Annotated in this window: 26 protein-coding genes and 1 pseudogene; 7 read left to right on the top strand and 20 right to left on the bottom strand. The window is 35.4% G+C overall.

Going from position 1 to position 23844, the window contains the following annotated elements; genetic code table 11:
• Nucleotides 1–59: 59 nt before the first annotated feature.
• Nucleotides 60–1382, top strand: coding sequence for a chloride channel protein (locus PYS62_RS03245; protein WP_066713571.1), 1323 nt, complete (start codon nucleotides 60–62; stop codon nucleotides 1380–1382).
• 59 nt (nucleotides 1383–1441) lie between these two features.
• Nucleotides 1442–2302, top strand: coding sequence for an ROK family protein (locus PYS62_RS03240; RefSeq protein WP_315574145.1), 861 nt, complete (start codon nucleotides 1442–1444; stop codon nucleotides 2300–2302).
• A 120-nt stretch (nucleotides 2303–2422) separates the two neighbouring features.
• Here the strand turns inward: PYS62_RS03240 and PYS62_RS03235 are convergent, their stop codons facing one another.
• The 7 genes and pseudogenes from PYS62_RS03235 to PYS62_RS03205 all read right to left on the bottom strand — a co-directional run bounded on the left by PYS62_RS03235 (nucleotide 2423) and on the right by PYS62_RS03205 (nucleotide 9508).
• Nucleotides 2423–4012, bottom strand: a complete 1590-nt coding sequence (locus tag PYS62_RS03235) for a potassium/proton antiporter (RefSeq protein WP_066713566.1) — start codon at nucleotides 4010–4012, stop codon at nucleotides 2423–2425.
• Nucleotides 4009–4842: pseudogene (locus PYS62_RS03230) on the bottom strand (2-keto-3-deoxygluconate permease). The gene PYS62_RS03235 and the pseudogene PYS62_RS03230 overlap by 4 nt, the downstream one beginning before the upstream one ends.
• Nucleotides 4843–4939: 97 nt before the next feature.
• Nucleotides 4940–6610 (bottom strand): amidohydrolase, encoded by a 1671-nt coding sequence (locus PYS62_RS03225; protein WP_315574144.1) that lies wholly within the window; start codon nucleotides 6608–6610, stop codon nucleotides 4940–4942.
• A gap of 234 nt (nucleotides 6611–6844) precedes the next feature.
• Entirely contained in the window at nucleotides 6845–7297 is a 453-nt protein-coding gene (locus tag PYS62_RS03220; protein ID WP_315574143.1) for a zinc-binding dehydrogenase, read from the bottom strand.
• Nucleotides 7298–7318: 21 nt separating this feature from the next.
• Complete coding sequence (locus PYS62_RS03215) at nucleotides 7319–7855, bottom strand: alcohol dehydrogenase catalytic domain-containing protein (protein ID WP_315574142.1); 537 nt, start codon at nucleotides 7853–7855, stop codon at nucleotides 7319–7321.
• A 533-nt stretch (nucleotides 7856–8388) separates the two neighbouring features.
• Complete coding sequence (locus tag PYS62_RS03210; protein ID WP_066713558.1) at nucleotides 8389–8760, bottom strand: RidA family protein; 372 nt, start codon at nucleotides 8758–8760, stop codon at nucleotides 8389–8391.
• An 85-nt stretch (nucleotides 8761–8845) separates the two neighbouring features.
• Complete coding sequence (locus tag PYS62_RS03205) at nucleotides 8846–9508, bottom strand: YoaK family protein (protein WP_066713556.1); 663 nt, start codon at nucleotides 9506–9508, stop codon at nucleotides 8846–8848.
• A 225-nt stretch (nucleotides 9509–9733) separates the two neighbouring features.
• Here PYS62_RS03205 and PYS62_RS03200 point away from each other — a divergent pair, with 225 nt between their 5' ends.
• Both PYS62_RS03200 and PYS62_RS03195 read left to right on the top strand, forming a co-directional pair.
• Nucleotides 9734–10321, top strand: a complete 588-nt coding sequence (locus tag PYS62_RS03200) for a hypothetical protein (RefSeq protein ID WP_156422952.1) — start codon at nucleotides 9734–9736, stop codon at nucleotides 10319–10321.
• A gap of 19 nt (nucleotides 10322–10340) precedes the next feature.
• A complete protein-coding gene (locus PYS62_RS03195; protein ID WP_066713552.1) occupies nucleotides 10341–10583 on the top strand; it encodes a hypothetical protein in 243 nt (80 codons plus the stop codon).
• A 30-nt stretch (nucleotides 10584–10613) separates the two neighbouring features.
• On the opposite strand, the gene PYS62_RS03190 is transcribed toward PYS62_RS03195, so the two are convergent.
• Genes PYS62_RS03190 through PYS62_RS03180 form a run of 3 tightly spaced genes read right to left on the bottom strand, consistent with a single transcriptional unit; the run spans nucleotide 10614 to nucleotide 14008 of the window.
• Nucleotides 10614–11846 (bottom strand): ABC transporter permease, encoded by a 1233-nt coding sequence (locus PYS62_RS03190; protein ID WP_066713550.1) that lies wholly within the window; start codon nucleotides 11844–11846, stop codon nucleotides 10614–10616.
• Nucleotides 11833–13077 carry an ABC transporter permease gene (locus tag PYS62_RS03185; RefSeq protein WP_066713548.1) on the bottom strand — a complete coding sequence of 415 codons (1245 nt, stop codon included), beginning with the start codon at nucleotides 13075–13077 and terminating at the stop codon, nucleotides 11833–11835. The genes PYS62_RS03190 and PYS62_RS03185 overlap by 14 nt, the downstream gene beginning before the upstream one ends.
• Nucleotides 13070–14008, bottom strand: coding sequence for an ABC transporter ATP-binding protein (locus PYS62_RS03180; protein ID WP_066713546.1), 939 nt, complete (start codon nucleotides 14006–14008; stop codon nucleotides 13070–13072). Before PYS62_RS03180 ends, PYS62_RS03185 begins: the two co-directional genes overlap by 8 nt.
• Before the next feature lie 190 nt (nucleotides 14009–14198).
• Here PYS62_RS03180 and PYS62_RS03175 point away from each other — a divergent pair, with 190 nt between their 5' ends.
• From PYS62_RS03175 to PYS62_RS07535, 3 genes are all read left to right on the top strand, one after another.
• Nucleotides 14199–15305 (top strand): sensor histidine kinase, encoded by a 1107-nt coding sequence (locus PYS62_RS03175; protein WP_066713544.1) that lies wholly within the window; start codon nucleotides 14199–14201, stop codon nucleotides 15303–15305.
• A complete protein-coding gene (locus PYS62_RS03170; protein ID WP_066713541.1) occupies nucleotides 15286–15954 on the top strand; it encodes a response regulator in 669 nt (222 codons plus the stop codon). Before PYS62_RS03175 ends, PYS62_RS03170 begins: the two co-directional genes overlap by 20 nt.
• A gap of 130 nt (nucleotides 15955–16084) precedes the next feature.
• Complete coding sequence (locus tag PYS62_RS07535; protein ID WP_066713538.1) at nucleotides 16085–16264, top strand: hypothetical protein; 180 nt, start codon at nucleotides 16085–16087, stop codon at nucleotides 16262–16264.
• Nucleotides 16265–16385: 121 nt separating this feature from the next.
• On the opposite strand, the gene PYS62_RS03160 is transcribed toward PYS62_RS07535, so the two are convergent.
• The 10 genes from PYS62_RS03160 to PYS62_RS03115 form a co-directional block, all read right to left on the bottom strand.
• The gene (locus PYS62_RS03160) at nucleotides 16386–16826 is read right to left on the bottom strand and encodes a hypothetical protein (protein WP_066713535.1); all 441 of its coding nucleotides are present in this window, start codon (nucleotides 16824–16826) and stop codon (nucleotides 16386–16388) included.
• Nucleotides 16819–17025, bottom strand: a complete 207-nt coding sequence (locus PYS62_RS03155) for a helix-turn-helix transcriptional regulator (protein WP_008901077.1) — start codon at nucleotides 17023–17025, stop codon at nucleotides 16819–16821. Before PYS62_RS03155 ends, PYS62_RS03160 begins: the two co-directional genes overlap by 8 nt.
• Before the next feature lie 710 nt (nucleotides 17026–17735).
• Nucleotides 17736–18149, bottom strand: coding sequence for a sigma-70 RNA polymerase sigma factor region 4 domain-containing protein (locus PYS62_RS03150; RefSeq protein WP_066713533.1), 414 nt, complete (start codon nucleotides 18147–18149; stop codon nucleotides 17736–17738).
• A gap of 141 nt (nucleotides 18150–18290) precedes the next feature.
• Nucleotides 18291–19838, bottom strand: coding sequence for a hypothetical protein (locus tag PYS62_RS03145; protein WP_066713529.1), 1548 nt, complete (start codon nucleotides 19836–19838; stop codon nucleotides 18291–18293).
• Entirely contained in the window at nucleotides 19835–20545 is a 711-nt protein-coding gene (locus tag PYS62_RS03140; RefSeq protein WP_028078707.1) for an ABC transporter ATP-binding protein, read from the bottom strand. The genes PYS62_RS03145 and PYS62_RS03140 overlap by 4 nt, the downstream gene beginning before the upstream one ends.
• Before the next feature lie 66 nt (nucleotides 20546–20611).
• A complete protein-coding gene (locus tag PYS62_RS03135; protein WP_004825228.1) occupies nucleotides 20612–20920 on the bottom strand; it encodes a DUF1648 domain-containing protein in 309 nt (102 codons plus the stop codon).
• Nucleotides 20901–21500 carry an SdpI family protein gene (locus tag PYS62_RS03130; protein WP_066713526.1) on the bottom strand — a complete coding sequence of 200 codons (600 nt, stop codon included), beginning with the start codon at nucleotides 21498–21500 and terminating at the stop codon, nucleotides 20901–20903. The genes PYS62_RS03135 and PYS62_RS03130 overlap by 20 nt, the downstream gene beginning before the upstream one ends.
• On the bottom strand, nucleotides 21490–21765 hold the full coding sequence (locus tag PYS62_RS03125; RefSeq protein WP_036380154.1) for an autorepressor SdpR family transcription factor: 276 nt from the start codon (nucleotides 21763–21765) through the stop codon (nucleotides 21490–21492). Before PYS62_RS03125 ends, PYS62_RS03130 begins: the two co-directional genes overlap by 11 nt.
• A 185-nt stretch (nucleotides 21766–21950) precedes the next feature.
• Complete coding sequence (locus PYS62_RS03120; RefSeq protein ID WP_066713523.1) at nucleotides 21951–23411, bottom strand: relaxase/mobilization nuclease domain-containing protein; 1461 nt, start codon at nucleotides 23409–23411, stop codon at nucleotides 21951–21953.
• Nucleotides 23411–23791, bottom strand: a complete 381-nt coding sequence (locus tag PYS62_RS03115; protein ID WP_066713519.1) for a plasmid mobilization relaxosome protein MobC — start codon at nucleotides 23789–23791, stop codon at nucleotides 23411–23413. Before PYS62_RS03115 ends, PYS62_RS03120 begins: the two co-directional genes overlap by 1 nt.
• Nucleotides 23792–23844 lie beyond the last annotated feature (53 nt).

The following is a 23844-nucleotide window of genomic DNA, read 5'->3' as shown; positions in this document are numbered from 1 at the left end:
TTCCCCTGTTTTTAGGGACTATAATGATTTAGAAAAAGCAAAGAAAGTATGGGTTAAACATGCCTTTAATACAGATGGATAATAATTCCAAACTAAGTAGCAAACAGTATTACATCAATTTGATCATTGTCGCTATTTTTACCGGATTAATAATCTCAGGCTACAAATTAGCAATCAGCTTTGTGAGCAAAAACATGCGACTTTTACTTACATTCTGTAAGAGCCAAGCAGGCGGCTTCATTTACTTCCTAGCTAGCTTTTTGCTCCTAGCCTTAGTGGTCCAACTTTTAACCAATTTGGACAAATTCAGCACCATGGGCTCTGGTATTCCTGTAATTTACGGTCTACTCAACAACAAATGGACTGTTAAATGGCAAACAGCTTTACCAATTAGATTCATCACAAGCAGCTTAACAGTTGGCTCTGGTTTGACTCTCGGCCGTGAAGGTCCTTCCGTCCAATTAGGCGGCTTAGTTGGCGAAGCTGTTTCAAAAATTCAGTCAGTCAAAGATGAATCTGCCTACAAGGACTATGTTTCAGCTGGCTCTGCCTCAGCTTTGGCCGTTGCCTTCAATACACCTTTAGCTGGTGTAGCTTTCTATATTGAAGAGTTAGCCAAAAAGATCAACAAGCAGGTATTCCTCACTTCTACTTTGACAGTTCTAATTGCTGTAACAGTCAGTAATTTCATCTTGCCAAATCAGCCAACATTGTTGAATGTTCCGCATTTCCCCGCTTTATCAGCTAATTATTACCTTTTCGTGATTGGTTTAGCTATCGTCACGGCAGCATCGGGAATTCTTTTTAGCTATCTAATTCTAAACAGTAATAAATTTTACGCTCTAAGCAAAGTTAAAGATCGCTACAAGTTTTACCTGCCATTTATCATTGCTGCCATTTGGATTTATTTCGATCCACACTTATTTGGCGTTGGCGAAGAAATGATGGAACCAAATTGGGCCGTATCTGGCAATTTACGCTTGTTATGTTACTTCTACATTGCCAAATTGCTCTTACTGTTTTTGGCATTCGGTATCAGCGTGCCAGGTGGCAATTTAGTTCCGCTCTTAGTCATCGGGGCTGTAATTGGTAATTTATACGCTAGCACCTTGATATATCTAGGCTTACTCCAACCAAAAGATTTGTATTTCTTCGTCTTGCTCGCTCTCTGCGCCCATTTTAGTGCCATTGTAAGAACACCTATCACATCAGCATTACTTGTGTTTGAGATGAGTGGCGGTGCTTTTTCCTACCTATTCAGTTTGCTATTAGTCAGTTTCACCGCTTACGCTATTGCTGAATATTGTAAAGTTCCAGCTTTCTATGAGGATCTTTATAAGAAAATGTTAGCTAAGCAAGCAAATAGTTCAGCTTGCAAGTAAATTAGTCTCGCAAGTAAAAGTACGAATTAGAAAAATATTATATTTGAAAGAGGTCAATTATGTACGGTTTAATCGAAGCTGGTGGTACAAAATTTGTTTTAGCCCACGCGAATGCTAAAGGCGAATTAAGCGAGTCAGTCAGCCTCCCTACCCTAACACCAGATAAGACAATTCCTGAGGTTATCGCTTATTTCCAAAATCTGCCAGAAAAACTAACCGGCTTAGCAATTGCTAGCTTTGGTCCGCTTGAAATAAATCCTTTGAACAAAAAGTATGGCTATATCACAAGCACCCCTAAATTGGCTTGGCAAAATTATAACTTTGTCGGTGCTTTTAAGTCTGTTTTCCCAAATATCCCGATTGTTTTCGATACAGATGTAAATCTAGCTGCCTTAGGTGAATATTATGCAGCTGAAGCTAAATTAGGCTCTGTCCTTTATCTCACTGTCGGCACTGGCATAGGCGGTGGATATGTGCATTCTGGTAAAATTCTAAATGCATATGGTCATCCTGAAATGGGACATATTTTAGTTACACCTAATCCTAACGACAAATTCACAGGCACTTGTCCTTTCCACAAATATTGCCTCGAAGGTATGGCAGCTGGCCCTAGTATCAAAGCTCGTTTGGGAATTAACGGCCAAGACTTGGATATAAATCAGCCTATCTTTGCAATCTTAGCCAATTACTTAGCGCAAGCACTTCTAGCTTATACAGTGATTCTGAGACCAGAAGCAATTAAATTAGGTGGCGGCGTGATGCAAAAAGCTAATTTCATCGACTTAGTTCGTGCTAACTTCGCAAAGCGCCTTAATAACTATCTTAAAACGCCAAATTTAACTGAATACATTCAATTACCAAAATTAAACGGCCGTTCTGCTTTGTATGGGTGCTTAAAAGCTCTCCAAAACTTAGAGTAAGATAGGTTCATAAATGCGTTTAAGCAAAAAAGACGAGGTTGCTTATTTGCTCGTCTTTTCCTTTTGAAGCTTTTCAAAGCCCCTTTTTAACTTATTACGATTTTTAGCTACCTATACAAATTAGCCACGGTTACAGATTAAGACATCGCCAGCGTTAATCACAGTCCTGCCATCTGGAATTACGACTTTATCGCCCCGCTTAATTAGAACAACCAAACTATCCTCTAAATTAAGCTCACTCAAAGCCTGCCCGACATATTCATGCTTCTCGCTAATTTCAAGTTCACTCAAGCTTACGCCTGGCATTTTGTGTGGTTCAATGGCTGCCAAAATTAGCTTATCATTCGCCTGTAACAAAGTTTCACCGTTAGGCACAGTTACGCCTTTTTCATTTTCTAAATATACTAACAACGTCTGTGGTGGCAAGACTAAATCCATAATCTTTTTGCCAACCCAAAGGTGATTAGCTTGTAGGCGAAATTTCATAAATTGAACTGGCAAATCTTCAGCATAGTCCGTAAAAGTCTTCATGACATTGCCACCAGGTTCAATCATATCTGTCAATTTTGCTACCTTAGGTAAAAGTACGCCCTGCAAGCCTAAAGACAACAGAACGATTAGGAACGTGATATGGAAAATCTCGCTACCTATTTCGCCTTGCATAATTACCATAATAGCAAATACGATCGAAGCTGCACCTCTTAACCCTGCAAATGACAAAAGCACGAGTTGACGCCAATTAACTTTGAACGGTAAAAGTAATAGATAAACGACAAGTGGGCGCACCAAAAATGTCAAAGCTAACATCACTAAAATTGCTTTATTAAAGACTGCTGGCAAAAGCGATGGCGTTGATAATAAGCCTAACAAGAAAAAGATCACAATCTGCATCAGGCCTGTTATCCCTGACCAAAAGCTAACTAATTCACGCTTGGCTTTTATTTGTTTATTACCTAACAACAAGCCACAAATATAGGCACTTAGGTAACCATTGCCATTAAAAGCTGAAGGCAAAGCATAACTGACCAAAGCTATGCCCATAATGAAAACAAGTTCAAAACCCTCAGTGGCAAATTGCATTTTGTTCAAAAGATAAGCTGCCAATTTACTTATGAGCCAAGCTGCCACAATTGCTAACACTATTTGCGCAACAACTGTCTTAATAATAAATTGCAAATCGCCCTTTCCTTGAATTAATTGCAGAACAATGATCGTCAACATGTATGCCGCCGGGTCGTTACTACCACTCTCAACTTCCAACAAAGATGCGCTGTTATAACGCAAGTTCAGGTTGTAAGATCTTAAGACTGAGAAAACTGAAGCGGCATCGGTTGAAGCAATAACTGAGCCTAACAATAAAGCATGTAACCATGGCATGCCCAAACATAGATAAGCAAATAAGCCTGTAAACAAGGCTGTCAAGGCTACACCTGGACCAGCTAACAGCGCAGCTTGCTTGAGAACTGGTTTAGCCTGCTTAATATTGGTACTGAAGCCACCGTAGAACATGATAAAAATCAAGGCGACTGTGCAAATATTGCCGACTAAGTTGTAATTAGTAAATTCAATACCAAATATACCGTCTTGCCCGACTAAAATGCCCAAAAAGATAAAGCCAAGCAAAACAGGCACACCCATTTTCAGAAAGAGCTTGTTAATAAATACGCAGAGAATAATCAAGCTAGCTGCAATTAAAATAAAGTTGTTCATTGGCCTCCATTTTTAGTATTTGTCGAAAAATGTTTCACTAAGTTTGGCGTAAGTACAGCTGTCAAAACAACACCTAAAGTAACGATAGCTGAAGCTGATAGACCGCCATGTTTAACAACTAATTTGTCGACAAACAGCATCGGTACAAACGTAAAGACATAGTAAATAGCTGTCATTAAAATACCATCTAAGCCAGCTCGCACGGTCTCCAACAAATTAATGCCTAGGCCAACTGCCCAACCTAAAACAACAATTAAGAAAGGCATACATGTGGCCAAAAATTTGCCAAGTTCTTTATCTAAGTTGCCAATCACAATACCACTAATAAGTGGTATCAAAGTTGAGATAATTGGCATGAAGTCTATTTCTGTTGGTGACATTAAGCCATAGATAAACATTGGAATAACTTGGGTTGAGAATAGCGAAATAAAGCTAAAAGCTCACTGGTCAATTTCATCACCGCAATCTGAAACTAAAGCCAAAAATAGCGTTGGATTGACGGAAGTTATAGCGCAAACAAAGGCTAAAGTGCTGATACCTGCTATACCTGGAACGCCAAAAGCATAATAGAAAGCTAAGCAAACTAAAATAATTAAAATGGTTCTAAAAACTAAGAGTGTTCCGTAACGTTTAATTACTTTAGGTAAGCTGGATGAATTCAGGCTACAACCAGAAACAAAGACAGCTGCACCTAGGATAAAATTCATGGAACTACCACTAAACAACGCCTCTGTCATACCACCAATTTTGAATAGATCAGGGCAAAATGTATGGATTATAGCTGCTATCAACATAGATATAAGTAACGTTCCACCAGGAATTTTCTTCATTATGCGCATAAAAGTCCTCACTTTCTAGCTATTAAAAAGCAAGCACCCAAGCTTAATTTGTTGAGTGCTTCAACATTAGTAGTCGCATCAAGCGAGACTAACAATCTTTTGTGCAATTACAGTCTTTTTCACAGTTACTTTCTGCTTCACTATCACAATTCTCGCCACAATCACAGTTCTCTCTGCAATCACAGTTTTCGCCACAATCACAGTTCTCTCTGCAATCACAGTTTTCGCCACAATCACAGTTCTCTCTGCAATCACAGCTTTCACCGCAATCACAGTTTTCGCCGCAATCACAGTTTTCGCCACAATCACAGTTCTCTCTGCAATCACAGCTTTCACCGCAATCACAATTTTCGCCACAATCACAGCTCTCTCGGCAATCACAGTTTTCGCCACAATCACAGTTCTCTCTGCAATCACAGCTTTCACCGCAATCACAGTTTTCGCCACAATCACAGTTCTCTCTGCAATCACAGCTTTCACCGCAATCACAGTTTTCGCCACAATCACAGTTCTCTCTGCAATCACAGCTTTCACCGCAATCACAAGCAGGTTCACATTGACACTTTTCATCGCAAATACAAGGATCATTCAAATATTGCAAAGCAATAGTTCCAACAGATTTAGCAGCTAACATTAAAGCCTCCTCATTAATCTCAAATTTTGGATGATGATGCGGATAAACCGCTTCTGCATCAGGTTTAGCTCCTATATAAAAGAAGCATGCCGGTTTAACTTGTGCATAATAAGCAAAATCCTCTGACGGATTTTGAATACCACTATCCTCTACACCTTTCAGCTCAGGAATCTTAGCTTTTTGCAGAGTTTTGTACACAAATTCAGTCAATTTTGTATCATTATACAACACAGGATAATCAATTGTGTAATCGACTTTTATCTCACAAGCATAAGCCTGTGCTATTCCAACACAAATACGTCTTATTTCCCTCTCAATGAAATGATTTGTTTCATCAGTTAGGCAACGCACATCACCCTCTAATGTGACACAATCTTTTATAATATTAGCTTGACCCTTACCATCAAATGAGCCGATTGTTAATACTGCTGACTCCATAGAACTGATGCGCCTTGATACAATCGATTGTAAATTTATAACAACTTGGCTAGCAATCAAAATTGCATCGTTAGCATCTTGTGGCATGGATGCATGGCCGCCTTGGCCTTGAACTTTGATGATAAATTTGGACCGAGCGTGTTGGGTTGGGCCAGCGTGGTAATAGGCTTTGCCTGGTTGCATCATATTCATGAAATGGCAACCAAATACAGCATCTACGCCCTCTAAAGCACCAGCTTCAATCATCTCTTTCGCACCTCCTGGAGGAGCCTCCTCAGCATGTTGGTGCAAGATAACTACCTTACCTGTGAATTCAGATTTTAATTCAATTAAACAATCAGCTAAAGCTAACAAATAGGCTGTATGACCATCATGGCCGCAAGCATGCATCGCACCATTTTTAGATGCAAAAGGTAAATCTGTTTCTTCTTGAATTGGCAAAGCGTCAAAGTCAGCTCTAAGCGCCACTGTTTTGCCAGGTTTACCTGAATCGATTGTAACTTTTATACCATGTGTGCCTAAAGGATATTCAACTTTTACATCTTTATCGGCATAATGTTTGAGAATAAATTCGCTCGTCTTTTCTTCCTGAAAAGATACTTCTGGATGCTCATGCAAATAGCGACGGTTTTTAATCATTTCGTCAGACTTTTTGTCTAATAAAGTATATAGTTTCTCGAAATTCATTTTTTACCTACCTACAATGTCTCTAGATTTAATATAGTACAGTTCAGAAGTTAAGTCTGTGATTTTAAGCGGTCAACTGATAAGTAATTAGGAATTTTAAGCACCCGCTAAAATTACGCCAATTGTAAATAGCTAGGCCATTTTATCTAAATCAAGCCAAGCTTAAGTAACTTCCTTGCCTATGTAAAGAGCGCCCCAGATGGAGCGCCCAGAACAAGTTAAATTCTAAATAACTTAGTGCTTCAAATCGATAACCATACGGCCACGAATCTTACCAGCTGCCACCTCATAAAAGATATCATTAATGTCTTTCATTTGACGCATCTGGCACTTAGGAACAACCTTACATTCAGCACCAAATTGGAAAGCTTCAGCCAAGTCTTGACGTGTACCAACTAAGGAACCAACGACACGGATACCATCCAAAACCAAACGTGGGATAGAGAGATACATTGTTTCAACTGGCAAGCCAACAGCAACTACGCAACCACCAGCCCGTACAGCATTAACTGCTGTGTTGAAAGCTGCCTTATTAACAGCTGTAACAACTGCACCATGGCAAACACCGACTTTATCCATAGCTAACTTGGCAACATCTTCCTTATTTGGGTTGACACAAATATCAGCACCGCACTCGCGAGCAAACTCCAACTGACCATCATTAATATCCATTGCAATAACTTTCATGCCAAAGACATTATTAGCATATTATAAAGCCAAGTTGCCTAATCCGCCTAAGCCAGCTAAGAGCATCCACTCACCTGGACGAACACCTGATTCTTTCAAAGACTTGTATGTTGTAACGCCAGCACATGTAATTGAAGAAGCAGCTGCTGAATCTAATCCTTCAGGTACTTTGACAGCATAATCAGCTGTTACGATACACTCTTGAGCCATACCACCATCAGCTGTATAGCCAGCATTCAGAACTGAACGGCAAAGTGTTTCGCGACCAGATGTGCAATATTCACAATAATCACATCCTTCAAAGAACCATGCTACACTTGCACGATCACCAACTTTGAGAGAAGTTACGCCAGGAGTAACCTCTTTTACTACACCAATGCCTTCATGTCCGAGCACAACACCAGACTTATCACCAAAATCAGCATTCTTCACATGTAAGTCTGTATGGCAAACACCACAACAAAGCATATCTAGCAAAGCTTCACCAGCTCTTAATGGACGAAACTCTTTCTCTACAACTGCAGCTTTACGATCTTTAGTAGCAACAATAGCTTTCATGAATAAATCCCCCTAATTTTTATATACGCTTAGCCATAAGTTAAGCATACTGTACTAATAGTTGCTTCAGTATTGTTACATATTTAACGATTCAAGGCTAGTGCTTACAAAATTTCTCTTCTCTACTTAATTTATATATGTGTATATTTTCCCGTAATTTAGGGATTTATGCAATTTTGAATTAGAAATTCATTTTTATATTGTCTTAAATTTGAAATTTTGTTACAATTTATTCTTATTTATCAAATATAGCACTGCGTAAAAAATCATTTTGTTGCAGTTGAAAATTAAATACAATCTAATTTCGTAATTAATCTTTATCTTCAAAAATGATAGAAAACATTTCTAAGTCATCTACCCATTTCAATTCATTATCTGACGGTTTGGACGATTTAGACTGAAATTGATGTTTATATCGCATTAAATTAAATATCCATACGATAGGTAAAAACGGCAAAAATAACAACTTAACTAGTAAGGACAACATAAAGCCCCTCTAAATATAAATGCCACTCTGAAAAGTGGCATTAGAGTTACTTAACTTCAGCAATTGCTTCAATTTCACATAAAGCAGCTTTAGGAATTGCTTTAACAGCAATACATGAGCGAACTGGTTTTGATGTAAAATAACGAGCATATACCTCATTAAAAGCGGCAAAATCCGCCATATCAGCCAAAAAACAAGTTGTTTTAACTACATGTTCCAAATCACTACCGGCAGCCTCTAAAATAGCTTTAACATTTAAGCAACTTTGTTCTGCTTGCGCCTTGATATCAGCTGGCATCTCTCCAGTTTGTGGACAAACTGGTAATTGACCAGAACAAATTACCAAATTACCCGTCATATAGGCTTGACTGTATGGACCAATAGCAGCTGGTGCTTTTTCAGTATTAATAATTTGCATACATATCTCCTCTCATAAAGACCAAAATGTCTTTCCGAAAATCACATAATACTATCGATATTCTAAGATAACTTATCTGAAAAATCTAGTTTTTTTCAACTTCCGAAGTTAATAAACAAACTGCTAAAGCCAAAAGAAAACTCGACAACCAAATCGTTTTGCCAGCTAAATATGGCAAAGCTATTGCGCCTAAGCTAGCGCCAACTGCAAAGCAAGCGATAACTGAAAAATAGATAAAGGCTCGGTGTAAATCCTCTTTCTCCTTATGTAAACCATAACTACATAAAAACGACATGGCCGCCCTTAAATCGCCAATACACATCGTGCTGGCGTAGGAATTTCCCCTAACTTTTCTGAAAGTCTGCACCTGCATGGCGCAAGAAAATGAAACTAAAGCATTAGCTAGAAAATTAAGCTGCACGGGCATAAAGCCAACTAAGGCCAAAAGAATTATTTCCAGATAAAGTACTCTAATTTCCCACTTAAGTTTTTGTTGTGATAAATAAAAATGTGCAAGCAAATCTGTAGCGGCTATACCCATAGCAAAAAAGCAAACTGGCATAAGGTAACGCAAGCTGTGCTGCCATTGGCCTGAACTTAGATGGTAACTCATAAGAACAATATTACCTGTCTGGGCATTAGCAAAGACATTGCCACGATATAAGTAAGTATAAATATCCTGTAAGCCACCAGATAAAGATAGTAACGCTGCGATTGTCAACGATTCAGTTGTATGCTGCCGCTTCATAAATAGTAGACTTCAACCTCTTTTTTACATCATATATAGCTATAAACAAACTGCAAAGCCGATGAAAAGTATAGCACATGCAGGCAAGCAAACGACGTACATCACGTAAAATGCCTGCGAAATGAAACGCAAAAATCACAAAATTTGCCCGCCAAATTTCTTAAGCGGGCCAAGAGAGTTTGTTATCTTTTTAATTTCCAAATAACAAAAGAAAGAATACTCTATATGGAAAGGATATCACAGATGGCTAAAAAAGAGATAGCCCTTAGATTTGCTAATGAATATTATTTTGCTTCCAAAAAACGCAAATCCAAAATCTTGGACATTATTACTGTCACCTGCAATTGGAGCAGAGATAACACTAGAAGGCAATTACATCTTGCCTACGACCGTTATATTTCCCCCTATAAATCTGTAAGAAAAATTAAGCCTAAGAAATACTCATCTCAAGCTCGGGATGTTTTAGTCAATGCTTGGGCCATTTCTGGTCAAGCTTGCGGTCAATATCTTGTCTTACAAATTCAAAATGGACTTCTTGAACGCCTTATTTCTTTTAATGAATTACACTATGGTCGTAAAAATAAAGGTACTATAGTTTCCTTGCATGACCCTGTAATTTCTGAAATTAAGCTTATGTCCTCTGCCACTATTGACCGCTATTTAGCTAATGCTCGCAAGCTTTTTAAGCCTAAAAGTAAGTCTACTACTAAACCAGCTTCTTATACTCTCAGAAACGAAATTCCTTTCGGTAAATCTTACAGCAAGCATGATAGCTCTCCTGGCTGGCTTTCTACTGACACTGTTGCTCACTAAAGGTGACCATATTTGGTCTTTGAACTGTACTGACACGGTTACTGGTTGGACTGAAGCTCTCTCAATTAAAAAGCCGTTCTCTAGTAATGTTAAAGCTGGACATGAGGAACTTTTACCTCGCTTTCCCTTTAACATTAAAGGCATTAATTATGATGGCGACAGCGAATTTATTAACCGTGAAATGATCGATAATTCTCATGTTGAACAGAAGAATTTCGATATTATTAGGCGTAACGCAAAAAAACCGAGTTATTCAAAGTAAATAACTCGGTTCAAGTAAACTAAGTTGAGCTTAAGAACGAGCCTTTTTATGGCTGCGATAATACCGTAAAAGCAAACTTAGCATTAAATAAGTCACAAGCAAAAGAAGTTGAATAGCGATGTATTTAAGAGCGGTAGTTTTTTGTGTTTTGCTCCAAGTAGCATAACTTAAAAGTAAGTAATTCAACTTAACATTCCAAATCGGACTGAATAACATAGAAACTGTTCTTAAAGGTTTAGAAACTAACTCTAACGGTACAAAAATGCCACTACCAAATGAGATAAGTAAGCTTAAAATTGTACTCAAAAATTGCGTGACACCTGGCTTTGAATTAATCTCTGCAATGAATATCGCAAAAGCTATTAAGCAAAACATATTAAGCAAACTTGCCGCATATAAAAGCATTAAAATAAGGCTAAACACAAAATGTCCATACAATAGATGAATGAAGAGTATAAACACCAACCAATAGGCAACGCCAAACAGCAAAGCTGCTAGATATGTAGAAAGCAATTTATTGCTCGCTCTAACATTGCCAATTTCATCACGTTGTTTCAAATTTTTTTGATTCATGATGTAAAAATTGCCCGCCATAATAGAAATAAATGCGACGATAAAAGCATACGACAAAATCGGCAGTCCGTTGTACGCTATAATATTTAACAATTTGTATTCCTTTGCTCTAGCATTTCTTACTGTAATTTGCGTGTCTAAAGATTTCTGGACATTATTAATTAACGTATATATATCTGTTTTATGTTTAGTATCTAAAACAGTTTCAGCACTTTGCAATATTTGCCAATTACGCAAAAAGGCTGAAACTCTCGCCTCGATAATGTGATAAGCCAACTGATTATCTTTAGTCTTTAATTCAACTTTTAACTTTTTCCCATTAGTATCAAGCCAACTTGTCAAAAATCCATTTGGCAAACGCAATAAAACATCAGACTTCCTATCATATAAAGATTGCTTGAGCACATTTTCATCATCTGAAAGATAAATCAGCTCATTACCCTCTCCAACATGTGCAAGAAAAGACTTCAAAAAAGCTTGCTCAGCCTGTACTAGTTCTCCACCTTGTTCTATATTGCTATCAGTTGTCTGAACTAAGCCTATTTTAATACTCTGAGCCTTAAAAGATTTAGTATGGTGGCGATTAGCATAGAAAAAACATATACTGATAAGAAAATAAATGGCCAATGCAATTATACTCGCACGCTTGCGAGCATTGATGAGCCGCCAAAACAGCTTAAAGCTTTGCATATAGTTTCCTCCGTCCTAAGCAATAATTCAAACTCATAAAGATAACTATCTCCAAGCAAATAACTAATAACTTATGCTTAAATAAGGCAATATCGCTAACTTGAAGGGCATAGATTGCATCACTAATAACAGCTAATGGGTTACAAGTATTTAACCAAGGTAATTTTTCAATAATAAGCGTACGCAAGTTTTCACTCATCATTCCTGCACAAGCTGCCATAAATAAGGGTAAAGCAACATTAATTGCCATTAAAACATCCTTATTAAGCATTAAAATTCTGCTTATAAAAAGCCCTAAGTTGTTAGCTAGCAATGTTCCTAAAGTTAGGATAATAAACATAAGTGAAATATTTTTCTGCAAGCTATTAAAACGCAACACCAAAAACGCTGCGGAAGCATAGACAGCCAACAAGCTGAGCATATATGTGACTAAAGAATAATAGAAAATGATCTTATGTTTTGGATACGGACTTGCCAATGTTCTCTGTGCTACTGGATTAACAGCTGCATCAGTGCTTGCATGTAAATTAGAACCAAAAGACATAAAATACATGCAAAGATAAGCTAAAAGGCTGTACAAACATGCCATTTGACTTGAAACAGCTGAACCAGGCTTAAATTCTTGTGTCAACTTGCTCGAAAAAGCTTGTTTTAGATTTTTACCATAATCTGCCCACATCTTACTGTCAGCATAATTTTGTTCAAGTTTAGCGGAACTAAAATAAATAGCTTTATTTACTTGTGCTAAACGATTCAAAACTTCATAGACTAAACTGGCATGAAAACTTTCAGACTTGCTTGGATCTACCTCAAAATTAAACTTGGGTGCTGCATTAGCTGATGCTTTTACGACAATATTTCCAACTGTCTTGCCCTCTTTACTAAGAGCAATTTTTTCCGTCTCTGATTTAGCCACTACAATTTGCATGATTTTGTGACTATCACTTGCATCATTTATGTTATCTGTTTCAGCTTGCGTAATAGTCTTATCTAAGCTAGCAAGATCAGATTTAATCTCAGCTACTTTGCTAAACATGTTAATCACCGAAGCTTGCACATCTGGCTCAGCTTGTACATGTAAGATCACTTTGGCTGGACTAAACTCAGCTGAGCCAAGGAATAACTTACTCAAAGCAAATGAATAAATTAAAACGTAGCAAAGTGGAAAAGCTAGACCATATATGAGAGCATCCTTATTACGCAAAATTAAAAGTAAATGCTTTTTAAGCATGATCTCTTAACTCCTTTCCCGTCAATTCCAAGAACACATCATTTAGGCGAATTTTCTTAACACTGAGATTAACCAACTTGCACTGATGACTTTCTAACAGCTCCACTAAATTGAGCAAAGATGATTTTTCAGCTTTTAACTCAACTATCAGCACATTTTGATCATATGACCAATGTTCAATATCTGACCAATTATTAAGCTCTGTCCGAACAAGTTCTGGCAAATCTAATAATTCTACCTGATAAATTTCACCATGTTTCGACATGTTACAAATTTCATCTACTGTACCTTGCACGATTTCATGACCTTTATCCATGATGGTCACTCTATCGCAAATTTGCTCAACTTCTTCCATGTAATGCGTTGTATAAAGAATAGTTGTGCCTTGTTGGCTGAGAGCTTTCAAGCCATCCAAAATATATTGTCGAGATTGCGGATCAACAGCCACAGTTGGCTCGTCTAAGATCAACAATTCTGGCTTATGAGCTATACCACAAGCCAAATTCAGCCGTCTTAACAGGCCACCTGATAACTGCTTGGGATGAAATTTATGAAAGTCTTCCAGACCGACAAATTTAATTGCATCTTCGACATATTGCTTGCGCTGCCTTTTATCGCGGATATAAAGACTACAAAAGTAATCAATATTTTCTAAAACAGTCAATTCTTCATAGACAGAGATTGCTTGCGGGACTAGGCCAATTCTAGCTTTAATTTTGTAAGCTTCAGGTGTAATTTCTTCGCCAAACAGCTTGATCTCGCCCTGCTCTTTTGCAAGCAAAGCTAACATGCAGTTGATAAATGTACTTTTACCTGAACCATTTGGACCTAAAAGACCGTAAATTTCACCTTTTTTAACTGTCAGACTGAAATGATCCAGCGCCAGCAATTTTCCATAACGTTTAACCAAATCTTTAACTTCGATAACCATACCTCTTAATTCCTTTCAGCTCTTATCATAGATGCTAAGGGCAGCTGCTAAAAGGGTAATTTGCCACATATGCGCATGACAAATGTCAGTAGTTCATTGATTTGCATATAATTAAACATGTTCTCCTTGCTATAATGAACTGAGTTGATTCGATTTAGAGATACTGATTTTAGAACAAGGAATGACTAGCATGAACAAATTTGCAATAAGCCTGCGTTTACTTCTCATAAGTAGTTTATGGGCTTTAGCCTCTTATCAAGCCAATGAGTTCATAGTTGTCGAAGCATGCATAAGCCTAATTCTCTTTTCACTTGCAGAAATTAGCCAAATTAGGACATTTACGGCCAAAATAATACCGCTATTATGTATAGCTATCTGTCTTTTGATAAGCTACAAATTGCCTAATCTGTTGTTCTTTCTTCCCTGCCTGATACTGAATATCCCAAACCTCTTCACACTAAGTATCTGTTTAATTGTGAGTCTGCTTTTTGCTTACAGCCAATTACATAACCTCGCTTTATTAATTCTCCTTAGCTGTTTCAGTCTATGGGCTTACTTATCTGAAAAAAACAATGAAAGTGGCACGAGCGAGCAATCGGCATACCTCCAAACAATTGACGTCTTACAAGGTGCAAATCAAAAGTTGAACAAGCTCCAAGCTCAATTAATAGCGCAACAGGACAAGCTGATTGAGCAATCTTTTCAAAAAGAGCGCCTGCGTTTAACAAGCGAAATTCACGATATTTTGGGTCACCAATTAACGAGCTGTATCGTGCAACTGAAAGCTTTGGAATTAACTTCACCAAGCTATGATTTTGCGCAAAATCTGCACTTAGTCAGTGCGCAATTACAAAATGCGATGCAAAATGTGAGAAAAGTCATTCATAGTGAACACAGCAAGGCTCTAAATTTGGAAACTGAGCTTAAAAGCATCTGTGCAAGCTTCCCAAATTTGGAAATTGATTTTAGATACAGCGCTAATTGCCCACTAAAGGCTGCTTCTATTTACTCAATTCTCAGTATAGTTCGCGAATGTCTGACCAACACCACTAAGCATAGCCAAGCTAAAAATTGCAAAATTTATTTCCAAGAAAATAATGATTCGTTCAGTTTGTTTGTCGCCGATAATGGGCAAACTAACAATAATCCAACCCATTCAGACGGCATTGGCCTGTCTGGTATCAATCGACGGGTGCAAGAAATGCAAGGCAAACTCAATCTATGTTGTGTAAATGGCTACCGCTACTTCATCCAAATCCCCAAGGAGGTCAACGCTAATGAGAATTCTCATCGCTGATGACGATAAATTAGTTACCCAAGGCATCAAGACAATCATCGAGGCAACTAGCCAAAAACTAGATGATCCAATTAAAGTCATCGCTCTGGCTTATGATGGTCTGATGGCAGTCGAACTTTATCTGAAGCACAAGCCTGATTTAGCCTTAATGGATATTAGGATGCCGGCAATGGATGGTATAGAAGCCGGTAGAAAAATATTAGAATCTGATCCTAGTGCTAGATTGTTGTATCTTACGACTTTCTTGGAAGATGATTATATTATCGAGGCGCTCAAAATGGGCGCTAAAGGTTATCTTCTAAAAACTGATTTTGATTCGCTCCTACCAGCTATCTTAGCTGTAAAGCAGGGCCAATCTGTCTATGGGAACGCCATCAGTGAGAAATTGCCGAACTTATTACAATCTACGGCTAATTCTAAAGTCGAGGCAAAGTCGGTGGAGCTTGCAAGTCTACGTTTAACAAATTCTGAACGGCAGATTATCTATTGTGTCGCTAACGGCCTAAGCAATAAAGAAATTGCAGCTGAGTTACATTTCAGCGAAGGGACAATCCGCAATTATCTCTCGCAAATTCTAGAAAAATTGGAGCTTAGGGATCGCACGCAGCTGGCTATTTTTTATTACAAGGTGTTGAAGGATGGGGCGTGAAGATTAGATTTACAAGCTTCTTGGTGAATATAGCTTAAAAAACCGTTCGGAACTTGCATATATATATATATATAATCAGATTGCTCGTTTGTTGCGAAATTAGTAATTTTTTTATTGCCGAGAGGTTTTTATGGCAAAGATTATAAGTATAAAAGATGATTGTATAATTATTGGATTTCCTGATGGTTCTTGTAAGACCGTTAACCGATCTGACTTGAATTTTTTCCCTAACGTTGGTGATGAAGTCGAAACGTACACCTATAATAATTTCCTAATAGAATGGGATGAAATGAGAAAAAAAACATTATAATGATGAAATAACAGATGAAGAGTTTGAAGAATGGAAATTATCATATCCAAAAAAATCAAGATTTTTAAAATAAAAATATGTACGCAAAAAGACCGCAGCTTGAAGCTACGGTCTAATTTTTTTACATTTCTTTTTCAAATTTAGAATGCCAAAATACTGCATATATTTGTATAGAAAGATAGATTGCAACTAGTATTATTATTTGTAACTCATCAACACCCATCAATGAAAACATAATAAGCATGGCTGCAAAGAGATAGGTCATTAAGTCGTAGGCCTTTGCCTTTGATTTTTCTGCAATCAATACGTTTCTTTCGTCCGTCTTATCAATTTCAAGCTGTCTTATTAACTCTTTGTTATTTTTTGTAGAGAAATATTTAATTATATTTCCCATGAAATGTCCGAAAACTCCACATCCAATACCGATAAATAAATACGGAATAGCGAGGACTGTCTTATTTACACTATTGATGCTTTTGTGAAGATAGAATCCCGTTAAAACCAGTGCTACTCCAAAAAATACTAAAATCCAATCTTTTAAGATGCTTTTGTTTCTATTCATTTTCTTCCTCCTCATAAATAAAAATATCTTCAATTGTCAATTTAAAAAATTTAGCAATTTTAAAAGCTAAAATAATTGAAGGATTATACCTTCCATTCTCTAGAGAACCGATGGTCTGCCTTGACACTTCAAGGATATTTGCCAGTTCTTCTTGAGTAATTCCTCGACTTTTTCTAATTTCTTCAAGTCTATTTTTCACATTTAATTACCTCCCATCAAATGACAAGTTAACTTTACATATACTATAATTCTTTTTAGAGTAAATGTCAAGTAAACTTTCCATTTTTTGTGATGATAAATTTTATTTATGGTGTTGGTTTAATATAAATTTTTGATATTTTGTTTAGTCTTATTTCTGGTCTTTTTCTTGCCATAAAAATTCCTCCTGATTATGATTATCTAATCAGGAGGAGTTTATATACACAAACTAATTAAAAGTCTCAATTTTTTGTCCAAATGTAAACCACTTGGAACTATTATTCAATTTATTCTTTTTTACTTCCAGTACCATTTGAGTACCAGTAGCCATTTTTCATTCTCTATATAGCTTGTAATCAAGCCATTTTAGACAATTTTGCGATTATTCCCACTCAATAATTACCATAGCATATTTGTTTCTTGTTTTTATAAAGCAGTATCTATTTTGTTTCTATTTTTGAGCGTTTTATACCTATTTTTTATAGTTTTTGAGTTTTTTAGTATCAAGACAGTATCATAAGTGATACTAAAATATAAAATTTTCTAAAATTTTAAGCTTACAAATCTAATAAACATTACTGCGTTATTTTCAACTAAACTACAGTGATTGTACCATAAAATTTCTTTATTCAAATAATAGCCCAGATTCTCAAACCTCTATATATAGTCAAAAAGGTTAAGCATCTTTTGACACTTAACCTTTCCATGTTTTTAGATTTTATCTTTTAATATCTTTCTTAGTTTTTCTAAAATCTTATCCCTCCTTTTTCCGATTGCTTGATAGCTTACTTTTTCTTTTCTGCCGATTGACCTTAGACTTTCTTCTCTGTAGAAGATGGCTTCCATTAACTCTTGTTCTTCTTTTGTTAGTGTGGCTAGTGCCTTGTTTAATTCTTCAATTTGCATTTTTACTTCTACAATTTTTTCTAAGTCTATTCTTTCATCTATGATGTTATCTATAAAGTGTCCGTCATAATCCAGTGCCGAAAATGATATAACATTGTGCTTCCAATCTTTTCTTTGGAGATACTTTTCATGCTCTGTTATCTTCCAGTAGGCTTTATAAACTTCTTCACTTACAGGTACGGCTTTGCCTTTTACATAAATGTAATATTCTTTTGCCACTTAGTTATCCTCCTTTTTAAGTTCTCTGTTTTTGCTTTATGAGAATAAAAAAGGAGGACTTCTACACTTTGGCGTAAAATGTCCTCTTGAAAATATCTCTATATTTAATTTTATTTTTAGTTCATAGGTATTTTCTTCACATTACTTGCAAAAATTTATAGATAGACTAACTCTATATAATTTTTGACGAACAATAAGCATTAAGGTGCATATTATAAGCATTGTTACTTGATATGACAAATGCAAGAAAATCATCATTATAACAGGAACTGCAATCATAATTATTGCAATAAGATTGGTTAGTATGGCTGCTGTACTATGCTTAACTACACTTATCTCATCATTCCATTTAAGTTTCATGTATCGCATGTTTAGATAAAGACCTACAACAGAAATAAATAATGAATAACATATCGGAACAATCAATACAAAACTCATTTGAAGCACATTCAATTTAGTTTTCAAAAGAATCATCATTACTGCAAGTACATATCCAACAAAGTGTATTAAAACATTAACCGCTATTTTACTATTTATGATTTTCCTTGTAGACACTGGTGATGATTGTAATATCCATAGGTTATTGCCTTCCAATGATATGGACGATGATGTAGTGCAAGACATTATTAAAAATGAAGCAATAAACAATGAACCATATTGAGTAAGTATTGATTCCAATGAGCTTATTCCTAACAGATTTTCTATATTAGAAATTCCAAATATAATACATCCACATGATACAAAACACAAAATCATAATGCCCAAAGAAGTATTTATCACATAACTACTTGAGCCTAAATACCTCCTCAATTCTTTTTCAAACAACGCTCTAAATGGTGTTTTTGTCTTAATGATTAAGTTACTCTCTCTTTTCCCTTGAATACATCTATTTAGAAATAGATGTATTTTATCGTAATTTTTCATTGAGAAAGTGAAATACAAGCTAAATATCGCAACTGAAATCAACAAGAAAATAACAAGTCTAATTTGTAAACTTTCTCCGATATAAAATAGCTTTGCAAAAGGAAATATTTTTATAAGTTTATTCTCAATAATTTTTTCTAACGCTAAATATTTCGCCCCACGATTTATTGATATAACTATAAAATATCCCATGAAAAGCAAAAATGATAATGTGATGTTCACAATATTTTTTCTTTTACATAAACTACCTAACATCTCAATTAAAATCGCCAAGCCAGAAGCCACACACATAGGAATAATAGGGATAATTATGCTTGCTACTAAAAAAATCAAAAATAGTTCAATTGAAATGTATTGTTTTAATAATAATAAAATTACATCTGGCAGCAATACGCTTTCACATATAATTAAGTCTATTAAATATAATAGAAAAAACTTACTTGCAATGATTTCAGATTTTTTTACCGGAAAAGAACTAAGCATTTCAAAATCTTTGTTATAAAAGAAAATAGAATTACTTCTAAAAATCGTTGCTAAAACCACAAAGAAAAACGATATGGAAACTCCATACGATACAGCATACTTATATAACCCAATTTCTATAATTGATTTTATTGAAAAGAAATTGTACAAGCAAACCAACATAAATACAGAAAATAGACTCAATGAAGTATATATCAATGTTTCTTTTTTGTTTTTCTCTCCATTACCGATATTAAGGAGATTGATCACTTGATTTTTTACAAGTATGACAGTATTTTTCATTTTTTAATCATCTCCATAAAATATTGCTCTAATCCATCAGAGTTTTTTAATATTTCTGTTGTTTTACCCTCAAAAATCAAATGTCCATTATCTATCATGGCAATTTTATTACAAAGCTTTTCTGCAACTTCTAAAACATGTGTTGAAAAGAAAATTGCTCCACCATTTCTCGCTAACTTTCTCATTTCTTCTTTTAGCAAATATGATGATTTGGGATCTAATCCCACGAAAGGCTCATCCATTACTAATAACTTAGGGGAATGAATCAATGCTGAGATAATCACAATTTTTTGTTTCATACCATGTGAATAGGATGAAATTGTATTGTTTAGAAAGGATTTCATTTCAAACAAGTTTGAGAAATAATCTAACTTTTCCTCTCTTACATTTTTTGCGACTTCGTATAAATCAGATACAAAATTGACATATTGAAAGCCTGTCAAATTTTCATATACATCAGGATTATCCGGTATATAAGCAATATCTTTTTTATAAGTTTCATTTTTTCTGCTTACTTTTTTACCATTAACAATGATTTCGCCATCAAAATCATGTATTCCCACGATAGCCTTTATAGTTGATGTCTTACCTGAACCATTAGAACCAATAAACGCATATATATCACCTGCTTCTACCGTTAAATTTAAGTTAGCAATTGCAACATGACCATTACTATAGGTTTTCGAAAAATTATTTATTTTCAGCATAATTCCTCCTAAAAATAGCCCCAGCAGAATAATCTGTCTGGAGCTATTTTACTCTGCACTATGTTCTTATCTCAAAGCTAAAAATATTACCAAGAAACTAATTGCTATTACACTTAATGGTACAAGATAGTATTTCCATGTTGCTTTTTCACTTCCTTGAAACTTTGCAAATGCAATAAAGTTAATAAGCAGATATGCAAATGGCGCTCCGTAAGTTAAGTAGGTTTTGGCGATAGTACCATTAACATTTCCAGATGAATCCCAATGTACTGGTACTATATCTGGTAAATTCTTACCAAATACCAAGAAAATGCCAACTGTAGCTAAGCATAAAATACTACTAATAATTAGGTGCTTAATCTTTGATGATTTCATTTTTCTCCTCCTTTTCTTTTTTTAATAACACAATGGAATATATCAATGGAATGACATATAGCAGCATTGCATAACTAATCATCCAAAACCATTTATTTGAAAGACCAACGGATAGTATCAAAATGCCAGATATAATCCATAAATATCCCGCCAACCTATGCACTTTAAACCATAGTACCGGTCTATCTAATAACCAGAAAAATTTCAGTCCTACAAATCTACTTGGTTTTGTTTTTGGCAAATAATTCCCAACTGCAATAATGATTAAAGCTACTAAAACATGTATTATTTTCTGAGTATAGTTTTCATTCGCTTGATTAAAAACATACTTTCCATATTGTGATATAGAAAATAACACAGGAACACTCATTGCAATAGGCAATACTAATTTATGTGGCAATCTATCTCTTTTCGCCAGCATCCCACCAATTATATCTAAGCCTATGCTAAATACCGAAATTATCATTGGTAGTATATACAGCTTATAGAAACTAATTTCTCCATTTCCGTTAGTTAATAGGTATATACTTGCTGAAAAACTAAGTAGTATTATTACCACATACCATTTTTTATTCTTCATTTTCCACTCCTTGAAACTGTGATAACCAAATTATCAATTCCTCAAATACGGATATATTTATGTCATAGTATATAAAATTCTTATACTTCCTCTCCGTTACTAATTCTGCTTTTTTTAGCAAGGATAAATGATAAGAAATGGTTGAATTAGATAAATCATATTTTTCAGCAATTTCTCCTGCTGTAAGTGATTTTTGCTTCAAGGAAAGTAAAATATCACGCCTTACAGGATCTGCTAATGCTTTAAATGTATTCGGGAATCCCACTCAAATTACCTCGTCTAATCTATTTTAAACTTCAAAATTCTATTTCGATATATTTCTAAATAGATTATACTTTTTTACAGAATGTATGTCAACTCTATTTCGAAAATATTCGAATTTCTATTTAGATTTTACCACTATAAATAGTAAAAAGCCGGTGCAGCCCTAAGACCACACCGACCATAAATTTACCTATCAGCTTCTTTGTTTGCTTCTTTCTTTTCTTTTGGCTTTTCTTTTTCCTTAGCCTTATGCTTCTTTATGACGTCGATAACTGATTCCTTTTTCTTCTCAGTTTTATCTCTGCCAAGATAATCATTCATGTTATTTTTCAGATGTTCCAACTCCTCATATTTTACTGATAACGCATTATGTTTCTCGGCAATATCCTCTTGTTTAATCTGTAATTCTTTGGAACGCTCATTTAATTTTCTGAAAAGAATTTTACCTGATTTTGCTTTTAACTCTCCCAACACCATATGTCTCAAATGAGGAAATTGTTTAAGGAAAATATCTATTTCCTCATAGGATTTCTGATAAGCTTCCACATCTTTTCGATTCATCATCAAATAAATTTTGTCATTCGGATTTTTGCGATAACCCTCATAATGTTCTCGCTTGTTAATACAGACTTGAATATGCTTTACTACTGCCTTTATCCTCTTTTGTTCCAATGACAGCTTATCAAATTCTCGTTTCAACTCATTCTTTTCAATGGAGATTCGGCTGATGCCACGCTCCAATTCTTCCATTGAGTTAAAACCTTTATTCCTAATTTCAACAAGTGTGGAAGCAGCAGTTTTAAGATTATGTTTCGTTGCCCAGTGTTCATACCCTTTGTTCAACTTTGCTTTTTCGTTGTTCTTAATATCAATGATATTGCCAATTTCTTTCTCTTTATTTAGGATTCTGTCCTTAATCTGTTCTTCAGTGTAGTTATTTCCAATGATCTTTGCTCTGGTAAATCTTTGCTGATTTTTACTTCTAAAAGCTATGTGCTTCCCAAACTTGATTTCATAACCATAGCTTTCCATTTTAGATAAAAAGTCCTGCCAGTTGATTGACTGCTTTATGATTCTATCAATATCAAATTGAAGTCTTGATTTATAGCTACTGCCCTTTTTATCTTCATTCCAGTCGTACCAATTCACAAATTTTCTTCGCTTAATTTCATTGATTTCTTTTTGCGTTTCAACATCTATTACCGATAAATTATGTTCCTTGCACAGTCTATCGCTTTGATTTCTGATGTTCATATAGGAACCATAGTAGGAATGATAAACTTTACCTTCATCAACATCTATGGAATTAAAAATGATGTGATTATGAATATGGTCTTTGTCAATATGAGTAGCCAATACATACTCATATTTCCCGCCTAAAATCTTTTCACAGAGTTCAATTCCAACTTGATGTGCTTCTTCAAAACTCACTTCTTCCGGAACAAAAGATTGAATCAAATGATGTGCTAAGGTCTTGGTTCTTGAGCTAAATTGTTTCTTGGTAAGTTCGAACTCTTTATGAGCATTTTCTCTGCTGCAAAGGTGTGTTGTAACATAGATTTCATCGTCTGTCTTATCTCCGTTACAGATATAGTCTATTGCCTTTTTAAGAGTTGTTTTAATCGGATGTATCTTTGTAACAGCCATTATCCTACAACCTCATTGATAATATAGTCGGAAACCTTTTCTCTAAACTCTGATAGAAAAAGAAGTTCCCCCTGCAAAGCTTCCTTGATACTTTCAATATCATCTTTGTAAATAACTCCTGTACTGTTTACCGCCTTTGCAATCTGATTCAGGTTCACTGAGTTACGACTTATAAGAGAAGATAATTCCCTCAGTTCTTTTCTGAAGTCTCCAAAAATATCAATGCTGATAATTTTGTTCTTGAAAATAGTATCTCTGTAAAATTCTCTCTTGCTCTTAAAATTGGTCAATGCAAATCTTCTATTTAATTCTTTCATATCTTCTTCGTTCACCATAAAGTGAACGGTACAGTTGTTTTTACGATTAACTATCTTTGGCATTTTTCATCTCTCCTTTCTCATTGGGGTCTTAGGGTACTCCCTAAAATTGATTA

The sequence above is a fragment of the Amygdalobacter nucleatus genome (assembly GCF_029167365.1).
In the GTDB taxonomy this organism is placed as follows: domain Bacteria; phylum Bacillota; class Clostridia; order Saccharofermentanales; family Fastidiosipilaceae; genus Amygdalobacter; species Amygdalobacter nucleatus.
Note: the sequence above shows the minus strand (reverse complement) of the source record. Positions and strands in the feature narration are given on the sequence as shown.